This is a genomic window from Ruoffia sp. FAM 24228 (assembly GCF_045528575.1).
Taxonomy (GTDB): domain Bacteria; phylum Bacillota; class Bacilli; order Lactobacillales; family Aerococcaceae; genus Ruoffia; species Ruoffia halotolerans.
Genome location: NZ_JBGQQZ010000070.1, coordinates 1 through 12,713, shown reverse-complemented (window position 1 = coordinate 12,713; position 12,713 = coordinate 1). Strand labels below are relative to the sequence as shown.

Here is a 12,713-nt window from a genome sequence, read left to right as displayed (position 1 = left end):
TAAGATGTGTGTATGGATTCATAGCTTTCTCCTTCTAATAGTTGGTTGGTACATCTATTTTATAGGAAAACTATGGATCTTTTTTTATTTTATTATTGTTGTTGCACTTAAATTGTAAATTCGTCATTCAAAAAAGTATTTTAATTCATTTTTTGTGTAAAATGGCGCCTCGTAATCCTCTTTATGTGTGTTTCTAGGACGAATCACTTTATCCATTGGATTCTCATTACAGTAATTTAAACTAATTGCGAGTTTAAAAATTCTATTAACGCAGCTTACTAACATAGTAGCTTTTGTATATGATGAATACCAATCGTTTATAACATCTTGACATTTTTCGACATCGATCATATTGATAAATATACCCTCAAAGTTTGGTAAAATATGTATGTTTGCAGAACGTAATAAAGTGACATAGGTTACTTCTTTAACCGTTAACTTGTATTGCTTAAACCATAGTCTATAGACATCATCAAACTTAACTTTTTTAGGAGCAAGTTTAACGTGTCTACCATTTTCTTCATATTTTATTTTTTCACGTGCTAAAAATATTTCTGCTTCGTTATATGATCTAAAACTACTTTGTCTAATCCGGTCTTTTTTTCCAGTATATTCATTGATACCTAGGTAATAATCCACTTTATATCTTACTGATCCATTTTTCAGTTTATATTGTTCTATCATGTTTACTTCTCCTATCTAATAGCGTGCCAGCGTGATAGAAGATTTTAAACTCTAAATATTATTATACGTATAAGTAATTGACACAACATCTCCAAGAACAGCTGCGTCAGCGATCGTATAAATTTTACTGTAGCGATTCCCCGCAATAAACAACACATTATCGCCTTCATACTTTATGATACGCACTAATGGTGTAGTTTCTCCATCGGGTAGTATAACGACTAAACTCCCATCTTCAGCATTCGTTTCATTTTTAGCTAGAACGAGTGCATCTTCAATAATATGCGGTCTCATTGCTGTATCCTCCACTTTATAAAATGATAAGTTACTTGTTACGACACTCTTGACCGGAATTTCGATAGATTCTTTACTAATAAATTGCCCGTTAACTACTTTATCTATAAGTGGTACAGCAATTACATCGAGTATCTTTGAATCTGACCAACCTAGCAGGTAGGCAGGAGACACTTCAAGTACATTAGCTAAGTCATGCACCACATCAATTGGTACTTGGCCTGCCTCATATCTGAAAACACTACTACGACCTTTCCCTATTAAAGTAGCTAACTCTGATAGCGATAAGCCTTTTTCTTCCCTAGCCATTTTTATTCGATTCACTTGTTCCAATTATTCACCTCCTATTTGTTAATCTATTAATCATTATAATGAACTCTCTCACATTTAGCAACATATAAGTGATGAATCGTTCCACAAAATGAAAAAATCGCTTGATTCATTTATAGAAATTATGTAAATTATGAATAGATTATTAATTCAATTAATCAATAATCTTAATTCATGCATATTTTAGGAGGATTCATGGAAATTATTAACAAGAACTTATTGAAAGCAAAAATTGCGGAGTGTGGTTTAAATAATGGTGTGTTAGCTCAACTGATAGGCGTTAATCGCGGAACGATAAGCAATATTTTGAACGGTAAAACGAAACCCAGTTATGACGTCATTAATGGCATGATTTTCACTCTAAATCTCACCTCAGAGGATTGTTTTAAAATATTTTTTTCAGTTAATACAATTGGTTTTGAGTACGACAACAAAACGGCGGAAGCTTGCTAATGGAGACAATGACGACCGAAAAAGCATTTGAGTATATAGCAAACAGCATGTTTGAAAGACACTCGGTGAATATCTTTAACTACATTCAGAAAATAGAGTCGCGGATTGAAGAGCTAGAAAGGGAGAAGAGGAAGGCCTACCTTAGACAGAAGGATGTGTGTGCTGAATTCGGCATAGGACACGCAACACTAAAGAATTGGGTAGCTTGTGGACTGGAAGAGATATGGATAGAAAGCAGAGTCTACTATGACAGAAAAGATATAGAACGTTATATGAATCAGCATAAAATATAAGAAACGTGCCAGCGTGAAAGGAATTAAAGATATCATATGAATCAATTAATGTTATCTAGCAATCTGAATGTCATTGAGTCTGAAATCAAAATGTTTAAAGAATCGATGGGTAGATCTATTTGGGAGATTGGACGTCGTTTAAACCATGTAAAAGAACAAGACCTTATGCATGGTGAATTCATTGATTGGTTGAATACAGTAGGGATAGAGCGGAGAAAAGCCAGTCGGATGATGCGAATAGCCAAGGAGCTACCAGAAAATGAGACAACGTTGTCCCATTTAGGACTCAGTGCCCTTGATCTTATCGCATCATTACCAGAAGAAAGCAGACATACTCCTGCAATGACGAGTAGTGGTGCTATAAAACCACCAATAGATATGACAGTAAGAGAACTTAAAGAGATGAAAAGTAGCATTAATACGGAAAGTGAGCCTGTTAAATCCACTCAAGAAGTAATACAGCCACCTAGACAAAGAGAACAAGACAGACTGCATATAGAGACACTAGAGTATGAGCTCGAGTCAATGAAGATGAGATTTGCTCAAGTGAATCAACAATATGAAGATGTTCTACAACGTGAGGAAGAGTCTAAAGAAAAAGCGGATCAACTTGATACTTTGAAAAGAGAACTTAATCAAAATAAAACTGAACTTGGAAAAATTGAATCACAAATTGCGAGTACACTTGATTTGCATGACTTAAAACGAACTGTAGACACATTACTCATAACAATATCACCTATGAAGTACCATTCAACATTTAAAGCAAGTAGCAATAATATGGATTTACATCAGAAGTTTGAAGAGATAGTTACCTCAGTTAGTCAGTGGTGTGAGGATATGTACGGGTTATTACATAAATCAAACATTATAGAAGCAGATTTTGAAGAATACGATTACTAGGAGGACCTTATTATGAATAATGAGATGGTAGCAACAAATCAATTTCCGAAGTCTTTCAGTCAAATGATGGAGCATTATAGTGAGACCTTACAATTAATTAAATCGCAAACAACTCAAATAAAACAAATTGATGATCGATTAGATTATATAGAGAATAAACAACCCATTAATCCGGTTATCGCAAGCTTTTTACAACAGCAACGTAAACAGATTGTTATTGAGCTTTTAGGCGGTAAAAGCTCACCAGCTTATAAAAATCGTAAGATAAGTGGGGCAGTATATAGAGAAGCTGCTAGTGCGTTTAAAAAGCATTTTAAAATACCAAGATACGACCTGTTAAAACGTGAAGACCAAGAAAGTGCATTAAACTTTTGGACTGGATGGCTTCCGTCTGAGAGCTTACGAAAACAAATCCTTGAAGCAAATAAAGTGAAGTAGGAGGAATGGACATTAATGGCGCCCCCAAAAAGAGTGATACCAATTTCATTTTGGACTGACCCATATACAGTAGAAAACTATTCAGTTGAAGATAAGTATTTCATCTTATATCTTATGACGAATCCGGCAACGACCCAGGTAGGAATTTATCGCTTATCAAAAAAAGTCATGAGCTTTGAAACCGGCTATACTACTGACGTAATTAACGTGCTTTTAGACCGATTCGAAAACAAATACAATCTAATTATCTATAGTTCTGAAACACAAGAGATAACACTACTTAAATCATTAACTTACAGCATTATGAAGGGCGGGGATCCAGTTGCACAGTTATTAAAAAGTGAGCTGTCAATGGTCCTTAACCCAGACTTGATACTTCAAACTTATATGAGTTTGCAAAGCTTTTTTGAAACGTCTGTAAGAGTATTCGACCAAACAATTAAAAGACTCTTTGAGTTAGAGCTACAGAAAAGGAATATTCCATTTTCTATGACTTTTACGAGTAATGAGAATGAGAACCAAAATAATAACTACAACCAAAATAATAATGATAATGATAATAATAACCATAATCATATTCGTGGCTATGAATCGCCCCCCGAATCGATAGGCGAATCAGAGACATCATCAAATTATATTAATAAAGGTATTATTTACTATGAGCACCACTTTGGTAAACCAACACTAGAAGTTATAGAGCAAATAGAGTACTGGACTGAATTACTTTCAGTGGAAAAGGTTGTAGGTGCACTTGCACTATCTAAAACAGCAACTTATCCTCTGAAGTATGCATCAAAGATACTTTCAAATTGGCATAAAGATAAAGAAGGGAAATCAGCATAGTGAAATATTTTGCAGCGTATGATCAAATTAACAAGGTAAAGATTGGAAACTTATATAATTCTATCGATGAAGTATTAGAAGCAGCAACGATTACGATTCTTGAATTTTTTGATGATAAATCAAATAAAACAAAAGAGGTTTTTGGTGCCGATGCAGAGTCATATTTTAATAGTCGCATCGGTGATATGTATCGCTTTAGTATTTATCAGATTGATGAAAATGATGCGATTAGCTATATTCGCACAACTGATTTGTGGCAAATAGCAAGATTATCACGAGAATCATATATCATAAAGGGTGTGTTGAGTATTAGTCATGACACAATTAACACAGAGTTTATTGAAGCAACAACGGTGTCTGAATATTATTTACGCATCGTATCAAATTTAGAGAATTTACAAAGAGTAGTATGTACGAAGCGTGCAACAATGCTGATTGTAGATACATATATATCCATTATACGAATTAAAGATATTCTAAATATTAAAGATGACGTTTTAGAATATCAATACTATCCGGATTTAGATACATTTGAGCAATTAGGACTGATCGCAAGAGGAATGTTATCTGGTTATGACATATCATTTTCACTAAACCTGCTTATTTATTATATTTGGGGGCTAACGGAGATCAACTTTGATACTGATTTTGTTAAATGTATATCAGAGGGAGTTAAGGATAGAGCTGAGTTCTATAAACAAGCTATCTAAAGACGATTAGTCTAGTACTGTAATAAAGCTTCACCACCAAGCGAATAGCGAACGATTGGTTCGATTGAGTCCAGCTGGAGCCCGCGAGGGCGGGAAGCGGTCACGAAAGCGAAACAAGAAGAGAGCTGTTCGCTTGGTGGTGATATTTCTATGCTTAAAGCTTGTTCATAAATTATGCTTCATCATCTAAAACTTCAAATTCAGATGGATATTCAAAGTTTGTTTTTAGAATCATTTCAGAGAACTTTATCATTTTCTCAGCCTCTTCTTTTGTAGCTATTTCTATCTCATGTGTGGAACTATTACCTTGAATTCTAATCGAATCAACCCATACTCTGCTTCTTGCGGTAATATAATTTTCTTCTTCAAGATAGTTTACGTATTCTATAAATCGTTTATTGCTTTCAGCACCAAGTTCTACAGCAATATGCATTAATAATTTTCTACATAATAAAACCACTCCAGTATAGGCTCTAGCTGAAAATGAATCTCGTGCTTCTGTGTATACTTTGTTTAGCATTTCTGGAAGATTCTTAACATCTTCACCATATCTTAAACCTGGAATTTGACCTTCTTCAATTAGAAAAGTAGGTAAGTTGCAATAACTACAAATATAAACACCATAATTTTCAATCTGCTTATCAGTATTGGTAGTACTAAACATTTTCAAACCACGTTCTGATGAAGTATGTCTACCGCAATGACCGCAATGAAAAGCATTAATTGCTGGATAAGAATCACCTTTCCAGTAAAAATGTTTTTTTAACTCATGAACAGAGCTATTTAAATCAAAATTTGTCATTTAAGTCCCCTCCTTGAAAATCAATATATCAAAGTTTAATAGAACAAGCGAGAGAATTGTAAGCGATTAAATATCTATGATGTGTTCTTTATTCACATCCACATCAGAAAATTGCTCTCTCCTTGTTTCGTACTCGTTGCCGCTTCCCGCCCTCGCGGGCTCCAGCCGGACTCGTCCGAACCAATCCGTTCACAATTTTCTGATGTGGATTTTAAAAGACTTATCCTCAGGATGAGCAAAAAAACATAAATTTAAAAGTAACCGTATTTAGGCTAAAAAGATGCCTATTTACGGTTATTTTATTTGCCAATAATTAGGTCGATTAACCAAGTTGACGAGCCGATTGGTCTGGTAAATTGCCAGTAGAAAGATAATATTAATAGTATAAAGACATAAGTTAATTTGACTCACAAATCCTATTCAGATGCATTTTATAGGTGATTTGAAACCTCATTATTAGAGTCAGTCAATCTAAATCCCCAGAAAAGCCATGGGGTGACAATAAATAGAAAATTTTCGTTATTAATAGTGAAGCGCTTTAAATATTAAGTAAAGGAGGGATAGCATGAAAGAGTTCTTATCTGCAAGCTTAAAACTTCAAGCGATTAATCCAGTTACTGAAGAAAAAACAACAGTGACGTTAAGAGATTTAACACAGGATGCACCAGCAGCTGAAGTTCAATCAGTTCGTAATGCACTTCAAAGTGTTATGCAAGAGCCAATTGCACAAACAACAGCGGTTGAAACTTACTTCTATAGTTAAGCCATTTAGCATATTAAGTTAGAAAGGAGGGATAGTCATGGAAGAAACTTTAAATCTAGAATTACTATTTAAAGATGAAGGTGGAGCTTCAAAGAAAATTTCAATTAAAAATCCAAAAGAAGGATTATCTAGTCAAGAAGTTCAATCTGCACTTGATACTATTGCGGGAGCGGAAATTTTCGTTGGAGTAAACGGAGATTCATATGCAGTAGGTACTGCAGCACGTTATGTACGTCGTGCAGTTGAAGAAATCTATGTTGCTTAGTATTAAACCATATTGGCCTCGCTTAATGCGGGGCTTATTTTTTTAGAAAGGAGGGCTTATATGTCTTTAATTGAGTTAGGTAGTTTAGCGGGAGCGATGGTTGCTGTTATTACATTAACAACAAAGATTATTAGTTTAATAACGTCTATTCAAAATCTTATTACTCGCCTAGATGTGATGCAACGAGATTTAGAGTACAACACGTTAAAAATTCGTGAAGTAACTAAGCAAGTGAATTCACATGAATCAAAATTTTTTGTAGTTGAATCAAAATTGAATGATATCCAAAGAACTTTAAAGGAGAACCTAAATGATATCTTTAAATAATAGAGTATATGACTCACTGAAGTGGTTTGTTTTAATCGTTTTACCGGCAGTTTCTGTTCTGATCCAAGGATTAGGCGACTTATATGGTTACTCAAGTTCTGATGTAGTTGTATCTACAGTTAATTTATTCACTGTATTTATTGGAACTATTTTACAGATTTCATCAAAAAATTATTATGATGGAGGTACAAATAATGGTAACAGCACAATCAGTTATAGCTAAGGCACGTGAGTATCTAGGAGTTCAAGAAGGCACACAAGCACACCACCGCATCATAGATGCTTATAATCAAGTTAAGCCTGTACCCGTTGGTTATCTAGTAAAATATAGTGATGATTGGTGTGACACGTTTATAAGCTTTATTGCTGATAGAGCAGGAGCAAGTCAATTGATTGGTCGTGAGTGTGGGGTGCAGAGGCATATTGCTATTTTCAATGAACTAGGGATTTGGATTGGAAAGAAGTTTCCTAAAATGGGCGATGTTGTCACATTTGACTGGGATTCTAATGGATGGGCGGACCATATTGGCTTTGTTGAGAAAGTAGAGAATAATCGCATCACAACGATTGAAGGGAATAGTAATGGACGAGTAGAGCGCAATACTTTCGCATGGAATGATAAGCGGATAAAAGGGTATGCACGTCCGAAGTACAAGATTATAGGTGAATTAAAGAAAACTATTGATGAAGTAGCAAAAGAAGTGATAGCTGGAAAATGGAGTACCGGACAAGCTAGAATCAGTGCATTGCTAGAAGCAGGTTATGATGCGAATGCTGTTCAGTCTAAGGTAAATGAGTTGCTAATACCGACTGTAGACAAGCCTATTAACTCAAGTGAAGTGATTTCTCTATCATACAATGGAGCTATTTTATCTAAAAAGTATGTAGAGAAGATCCTGTCTTTAGCCAATGAATATAAAATATTACCTAGTCTTTTAATTGTCATGTTACATTTTGAAGGGTTATGGGGCAATTCCAATGTAGCAAAGATTGATAATAATTGGGGTGGAATGACTTGGTCTACGTCATATGTAGGTAATCCTAAAGTAAATAAGACTAAAGGCAGTAAAAGACCAAGTAATGAGGGTGGAAATTATATCCATTACTCTACCGTAGAGGATTTTCTTGAAGACTGGGTGTATTTACTCCGTCCAAATGGAATCTATAAAGTAAGTGGTATAGGCAATTTTAAAGAAGCTGTAAAAGGACTATTTAAAATTGGTGGTGCGAAGTATGATTATGCTGCATTAGGGTATACAGATTACTTAAGTCGGATGGAAGCCCGTAAAGATGCGATTGAAAAGCAGAATCCTAGTGTCTTAGGTAAGTTAGATAATTTGTTTAACGGTGGAGGTACTCATAAGGAAGCATCTAGAAAGTATAAGATTGCTCCATCTGCGACCAAATGGTTAACAGGCGAAGCTATCGCATCATTTGCGAAAGATTTAGAGTTTGAACTGATTGAAGAAAAAGAAGTTGTAAATCAAGCATATCTACTCGGGAACGACGGTGTTCCAATTGGTTGGTTACTTGATGAGGATGTAGTATAAGCCTGTTAAATGTATGAATTTTTGGTAAATAAGCTATCTTAATTATTAAGCAAATCACGCAACTCATTAGCGTAGCGAATGGTTCATTCGAGTCCGGCTGGAGCCCGTAAGGGCGGGAAGCGGTCACGAGAATGAAACACCGAGCGGAGCTAATGAGTTGCGTGATTTTTATATTGCATACTGATAATTCTGTTTACTTTTTATTTAATGATAGTGCATGACGTAAGTACTCATAAGTTCTAACTTGTTGGTTATCAGATTGCATACTTACTTTGAATATAAAGAAGTGATCGCGATTGTCCTTCGAATAGGGAAATGGTAAGCGGAAGTAATTAACTTGAGCTTCGCTCATAGTAAGTAGTATGTTTTCTGTTAAAAATGGTAAAGGGATGACCATATTTGAATACTTGTTAAAATCAGTTTTAAATCGGTTGTAGTTGTCACTAAAGTAATCAAACTGCACGCTGCTTCTATTTAATTTTGTAAAGTCCATAAAATACCTCCTTAATGAAGCAATGTTCGTTAATTATAAGAACAAATGTTCGCATCGTCAAGGAGGTTTTTCCATTGAATGTTCTGCGAACAATCAATCTTGGATTAGCGAAGTGAAATTGATATGTAATATCGACACACGCAAAAAGCGCGTGAGTCACCTAACTATGGTAATAAAAAAATACCGAATTAATCGGATAACCGACAAATTCGATACAAGGTTGGTATGTGAGAAATTATACTTTATAACAATGAAATTTCAGAAATACATGATAAATTACAAAAACAAGATATTACACCTAAAAGAGCAGACGAAATGAAAGCCGAGCTTAAAGCGAAAATAACCGAAAAACGAGATTCTGCTACCGATTCTATTGAAAAAATGCTGAATCAAGTTAGAGAATCAGAATTAAAGCGTATTGAGGGCAACCGCCAAACAGTCACTCAAGAAGTAATGAATGAATTGAGTTTACTAAGTCAAATTGATGTGGATCACGATGAATTATTAGAGTATGCAGAAAAACATTTGAATAGTCCGCTAGTGTTAAGACGTATTGCTGATATTGCAAAGCAAAAAGAGATTCCCTTTGCTTTACCAGATAGCGAAGAAGTTAAACTTGAAAAAATATTAAATCGTATTAATGGTGACGTTAATTATGTTACCGAGCTAATCAACGGTGGAGATTTAAAACTAGCCAAAGGCAAATTAGCGTTTTTAAACGATGGTACAGTTGAAACGTATGATAGTATGCTTATTGATTATAGCGGCAGTAGTAATCTATTAAAAGATCACACTGTTGTTCAAGAAGCAAAGAAGCTTACTGAATCGAATAATAACGAAGTACCCGTTAATGAAAATAACATTCCTAATGCTGACGCAGTTGTTGCTAAAATGCGCCTAGCTTTTGCATTCTTCATATTTTCATCTCCTAACTATTAATGTTAAGATTAGGATAAAGTATATCGAAATATAATTCAAATATTATGCAATATATTGCTAAGGGAGATGTTAGTATGCGAAAAAAAGAAATATTAAATCTAATTTACATTGGGGTTTTAACTGTATTCATAAAGTATATACTAGATGTGTTTTTTCAAGTTTTATTTGATAGAAGTTTAGCAGATATCGTTAAAGAGTTTGTTCAAAATATATTGAATAAATAGAGTAATAACTAAAAACTATTAGTAACAAAATTACACGATGAATTGGTCTCTGGTTAGAGTATTATACTAGTGAATCACACTACTATATCTGGAATTCCGCTTTACGTTCTCCTCTAGAAACTTCGTCTTTATATTGCTTTCTAATACGTTTTAACGTTGCTACGCTTATACCTGTGATTGTAGCTGACTCTGCGATACTATTGGTTTGCATTATATCAATTGCTTTTAAATATCTAACGCTTAATTTACGCTTTGGGCGCCCCTCTTTAAAGTTTGGATTGTGTATTTTTGCATATGTAGTGCACCCTTAAAAACGGACTTTAATTGAATATTTTTACTAAGCGGCTTGTCATCTATATTGAATAGGTGACAGGCCGTTTAGTTTTGTTTTGATACGTTCGTGATTGTATCAGTAAATATATGATCTGATTCGTGCTTCTAACTCCCCGACACTTTCAAATGTTTCACCGTAATACATTTTTTGCTTCAATAAACCAAAAAAGTTTTCCATCGGTGCATTATCTAGACAGTTCCCTCGTCGGGACATACTCTGACAAATGTTGTTTTCTTCAAGTAAGTTGACCCATGGTGATTATGAAATCCTTGTTCGGTGTGTAACATTAAGCCGTGTTGCTCAGGGAGTTTTGTTAATGCATCTTCAAGTGATTGATTGATAAATTGAACCGTCGGAGATTGACTGAGACTATACGCGGTCATTTCACTATTTTAGAGATCCATAATCAGCGATAAATACATTTTGCTTTCTGAATGGGCTACTTTAAATTCAGTCACATCACTCACCCAAACCTGATTTGATTCTTTCGTAACAAATTGGCGATCCAGTTGATTATCAGCGATGGTTCCAACTTCCACTTTGAATGAACGATATCGACGACTTTTACGGCGGAATTTCACACACAAGAGTTGATCTTCTCAAATAATTCTTAAGACACGCTTATGATTTATTTTACGTCCTCGCTGATTTAGAGCTAAGGTGACTCTGCGATAACCATAACTTTGGTTTGACGCTTCAATAATCGCTTTAATTTCCTCGATGAGTGTATTCTCTTCAGTATCGTCCTCGGGTTGATTTAATTTTGCTTTCCATTCATAGAATGAACTTTTAGGAATGGCCATCAACTCAAGCCAAGTTCTAAGCTTAATCACTGGGAAGTCATGCCTTAACTCCAGAATTATTTTTGTTTTTTCTTTGTGTTTGATTGTTTCTGGATCAAGGCCTTCAACTTTTTTAGATACGCGTTCTCCGCTTCTAAATACATCGTTTTTTCCCTTAATTCAATGAGTTCTTCTAGTTCAGATTGTGATAGGTTTCGAGGTTGCTTATCTTGATGAGTCATAGCACGGTCTCCTTTATTTTTTTGACGTCCTGGTGGCCCATTTAAGCCTTCGAATCCTTGAGTATCATATGCTCTCTGCCAATTAGCTATCGTTGATCCTTGCTTGATACCAAAGTGTTCAGCCGCTTCTCTATAGGACACCTGATGTATGTCTCTATAGTTTAAAACAGGTAACTTGAATTCGCCACTATATTTCGATTTAGATAAACTTTTTTCAATCCCAGCCTCACCATACATTTGATATTGATAACACCAATTTTTAATTGTACTACGTGCCACACCATATTGTTTAGATAAGCTCTTGTGTGAAACACCCGCTTCATTTTCTTTAACTATCGTCAATCTTAGCTCTTTATTATATTCTTTTTCCATCTAAAAACCCCCTAAATCCATGTCCGGATTTAGGGGGTCACTACAAAATCTTAGCCTATTTACGGTTATTTTATTTGTCTAAAGCTGGATACATCTAACAGTTTGTTGAACCGATTGCGCTGTTAAAACCCTATAATGACGCTATCATTAATAGTAAAAGGAGAGTGAGATAGACTTTGAAAACGAATGAAGATTTTGAGCAGTTACTAGACCAATACAACCCACTAATCCATCGTGTTATGAAGAGTTTATATATTTATCCATCAGACAATCAGTATGAAGATTACCTGCAAGAGTTACGTATCAAACTTATAAAGATAGCAGAGAATTTTGACGGCGACCCGCTTGTTAAAGACAAGTACCGATTCACTAATTTTGCTAAGCGTGGTTTGACTTGGTATCTAATCGATCTATTCCGGTCAGACAAAAAAGAAAAGGATGAAGTGTCGCTCTTAGATATTACAATTATAGAAGAAGACGGATTAGGCCTATTAGAAGACAGTCGATTAGCAATCACATCCTTTTACGAAGAAGTAAAAAAGAGGCTTAATAGTACGGAAATTACGTTATTTTGGGCCCTTCTCAGTGGGAACTACACATCACAACAGTTAGCAATGGAGTATGGGGTTAGTCGTAAAACAATTAGTAAAAGAAAGAAACAAATTAGAGATA

General features: G+C 34.8%; 22 protein-coding genes and 1 pseudogene. 14 read left to right on the top strand and 9 right to left on the bottom strand.

Annotated elements, in window-relative coordinates:
- Nucleotides 1-123: 123 nt before the first annotated feature.
- Together ACEN33_RS10550 and ACEN33_RS10545 are read right to left on the bottom strand one after the other, a co-directional pair.
- Nucleotides 124-684, bottom strand: a complete 561-nt coding sequence (locus ACEN33_RS10550) for a hypothetical protein (protein WP_407095058.1) — start codon at nucleotides 682-684, stop codon at nucleotides 124-126.
- Nucleotides 685-735: 51 nt separating this feature from the next.
- Nucleotides 736-1,302: a helix-turn-helix domain-containing protein gene (locus tag ACEN33_RS10545; protein WP_407095060.1), complete on the bottom strand. Its 567-nt coding sequence runs from the start codon at nucleotides 1,300-1,302 to the stop codon at nucleotides 736-738.
- Nucleotides 1,303-1,503: 201 nt separating this feature from the next.
- Here ACEN33_RS10545 and ACEN33_RS10540 point away from each other — a divergent pair, with 201 nt between their 5' ends.
- From ACEN33_RS10540 to ACEN33_RS10515, 6 genes are read left to right on the top strand one after another with little or no spacing between them, the layout of a single operon-like run.
- The gene (locus ACEN33_RS10540) at nucleotides 1,504-1,761 is read left to right on the top strand and encodes a helix-turn-helix transcriptional regulator (RefSeq protein WP_407089990.1); all 258 of its coding nucleotides are present in this window, start codon (nucleotides 1,504-1,506) and stop codon (nucleotides 1,759-1,761) included.
- Nucleotides 1,761-2,054, top strand: a complete 294-nt coding sequence (locus ACEN33_RS10535) for a hypothetical protein (protein WP_407089989.1) — start codon at nucleotides 1,761-1,763, stop codon at nucleotides 2,052-2,054. Before ACEN33_RS10540 ends, ACEN33_RS10535 begins: the two co-directional genes overlap by 1 nt.
- Nucleotides 2,055-2,090: 36 nt before the next feature.
- On the top strand, nucleotides 2,091-2,957 hold the full coding sequence (locus ACEN33_RS10530; RefSeq protein WP_407095057.1) for a DUF3102 domain-containing protein: 867 nt from the start codon (nucleotides 2,091-2,093) through the stop codon (nucleotides 2,955-2,957).
- 12 nt (nucleotides 2,958-2,969) lie between these two features.
- Nucleotides 2,970-3,395, top strand: a complete 426-nt coding sequence (locus ACEN33_RS10525) for an ORF6C domain-containing protein (protein ID WP_407089987.1) — start codon at nucleotides 2,970-2,972, stop codon at nucleotides 3,393-3,395.
- Nucleotides 3,396-3,410: 15 nt separating this feature from the next.
- A complete protein-coding gene (locus ACEN33_RS10520) occupies nucleotides 3,411-4,238 on the top strand; it encodes a hypothetical protein (RefSeq protein WP_407095055.1) in 828 nt (275 codons plus the stop codon).
- Entirely contained in the window at nucleotides 4,238-4,948 is a 711-nt protein-coding gene (locus ACEN33_RS10515) for a hypothetical protein (protein WP_407095053.1), read from the top strand. Before ACEN33_RS10520 ends, ACEN33_RS10515 begins: the two co-directional genes overlap by 1 nt.
- A 172-nt stretch (nucleotides 4,949-5,120) precedes the next feature.
- Here ACEN33_RS10515 and ACEN33_RS10510 read toward each other — a convergent pair whose 3' ends face one another.
- Entirely contained in the window at nucleotides 5,121-5,750 is a 630-nt protein-coding gene (locus tag ACEN33_RS10510) for a DUF4145 domain-containing protein (RefSeq protein WP_407093749.1), read from the bottom strand.
- Between the two features lie 565 nt (nucleotides 5,751-6,315).
- Between ACEN33_RS10510 and ACEN33_RS10505 the strand changes: the two genes are divergently transcribed.
- From ACEN33_RS10505 to ACEN33_RS10485, 5 genes are read left to right on the top strand one after another with little or no spacing between them, the layout of a single operon-like run.
- Nucleotides 6,316-6,513 (top strand): hypothetical protein, encoded by a 198-nt coding sequence (locus tag ACEN33_RS10505; RefSeq protein WP_407089983.1) that lies wholly within the window; start codon nucleotides 6,316-6,318, stop codon nucleotides 6,511-6,513.
- Between the two features lie 37 nt (nucleotides 6,514-6,550).
- Entirely contained in the window at nucleotides 6,551-6,778 is a 228-nt protein-coding gene (locus ACEN33_RS10500) for a DUF2922 domain-containing protein (protein ID WP_407089982.1), read from the top strand.
- Between the two features lie 60 nt (nucleotides 6,779-6,838).
- Complete coding sequence (locus tag ACEN33_RS10495) at nucleotides 6,839-7,105, top strand: hypothetical protein (protein ID WP_407089981.1); 267 nt, start codon at nucleotides 6,839-6,841, stop codon at nucleotides 7,103-7,105.
- Nucleotides 7,089-7,328: a phage holin gene (locus ACEN33_RS10490; protein WP_407089980.1), complete on the top strand. Its 240-nt coding sequence runs from the start codon at nucleotides 7,089-7,091 to the stop codon at nucleotides 7,326-7,328. The genes ACEN33_RS10495 and ACEN33_RS10490 overlap by 17 nt, the downstream gene beginning before the upstream one ends.
- Nucleotides 7,300-8,655, top strand: coding sequence for a CHAP domain-containing protein (locus tag ACEN33_RS10485; protein WP_407089979.1), 1,356 nt, complete (start codon nucleotides 7,300-7,302; stop codon nucleotides 8,653-8,655). The genes ACEN33_RS10490 and ACEN33_RS10485 overlap by 29 nt, the downstream gene beginning before the upstream one ends.
- Before the next feature lie 193 nt (nucleotides 8,656-8,848).
- Here ACEN33_RS10485 and ACEN33_RS10480 read toward each other — a convergent pair whose 3' ends face one another.
- The gene (locus ACEN33_RS10480; RefSeq protein ID WP_407089978.1) at nucleotides 8,849-9,148 is read right to left on the bottom strand and encodes a DUF5960 family protein; all 300 of its coding nucleotides are present in this window, start codon (nucleotides 9,146-9,148) and stop codon (nucleotides 8,849-8,851) included.
- Nucleotides 9,149-9,463: 315 nt separating this feature from the next.
- Between ACEN33_RS10480 and ACEN33_RS10475 the strand changes: the two genes are divergently transcribed.
- Entirely contained in the window at nucleotides 9,464-10,087 is a 624-nt protein-coding gene (locus tag ACEN33_RS10475; RefSeq protein WP_407089977.1) for a hypothetical protein, read from the top strand.
- Between the two features lie 74 nt (nucleotides 10,088-10,161).
- On the top strand, nucleotides 10,162-10,311 hold the full coding sequence (locus ACEN33_RS10470) for a hypothetical protein (protein ID WP_407095052.1): 150 nt from the start codon (nucleotides 10,162-10,164) through the stop codon (nucleotides 10,309-10,311).
- Nucleotides 10,312-10,393: 82 nt separating this feature from the next.
- Here ACEN33_RS10470 and ACEN33_RS10465 read toward each other — a convergent pair whose 3' ends face one another.
- The 5 genes and pseudogenes from ACEN33_RS10465 to ACEN33_RS10445 form a co-directional block, all read right to left on the bottom strand.
- Nucleotides 10,394-10,522, bottom strand: a complete 129-nt coding sequence (locus ACEN33_RS10465; protein WP_407089976.1) for a hypothetical protein — start codon at nucleotides 10,520-10,522, stop codon at nucleotides 10,394-10,396.
- Between the two features lie 138 nt (nucleotides 10,523-10,660).
- Nucleotides 10,661-10,822, bottom strand: a pseudogene (locus ACEN33_RS10460) (IS3 family transposase).
- Nucleotides 10,823-11,037: 215 nt separating this feature from the next.
- On the bottom strand, nucleotides 11,038-11,226 hold the full coding sequence (locus ACEN33_RS10455; protein ID WP_407089974.1) for a hypothetical protein: 189 nt from the start codon (nucleotides 11,224-11,226) through the stop codon (nucleotides 11,038-11,040).
- Nucleotides 11,227-11,244: 18 nt separating this feature from the next.
- Nucleotides 11,245-11,478, bottom strand: coding sequence for an IS3 family transposase (locus ACEN33_RS10450; protein WP_407089973.1), 234 nt, complete (start codon nucleotides 11,476-11,478; stop codon nucleotides 11,245-11,247).
- Nucleotides 11,479-11,504: 26 nt separating this feature from the next.
- Nucleotides 11,505-12,041 carry a helix-turn-helix domain-containing protein gene (locus ACEN33_RS10445; protein WP_407089971.1) on the bottom strand — a complete coding sequence of 179 codons (537 nt, stop codon included), beginning with the start codon at nucleotides 12,039-12,041 and terminating at the stop codon, nucleotides 11,505-11,507.
- A 176-nt stretch (nucleotides 12,042-12,217) separates the two neighbouring features.
- Here ACEN33_RS10445 and ACEN33_RS10440 point away from each other — a divergent pair.
- Nucleotides 12,218-12,713 (top strand): sigma-70 family RNA polymerase sigma factor (locus ACEN33_RS10440; RefSeq protein ID WP_407095050.1); only part of this gene is annotated, 496 nt, incomplete at its 3' end.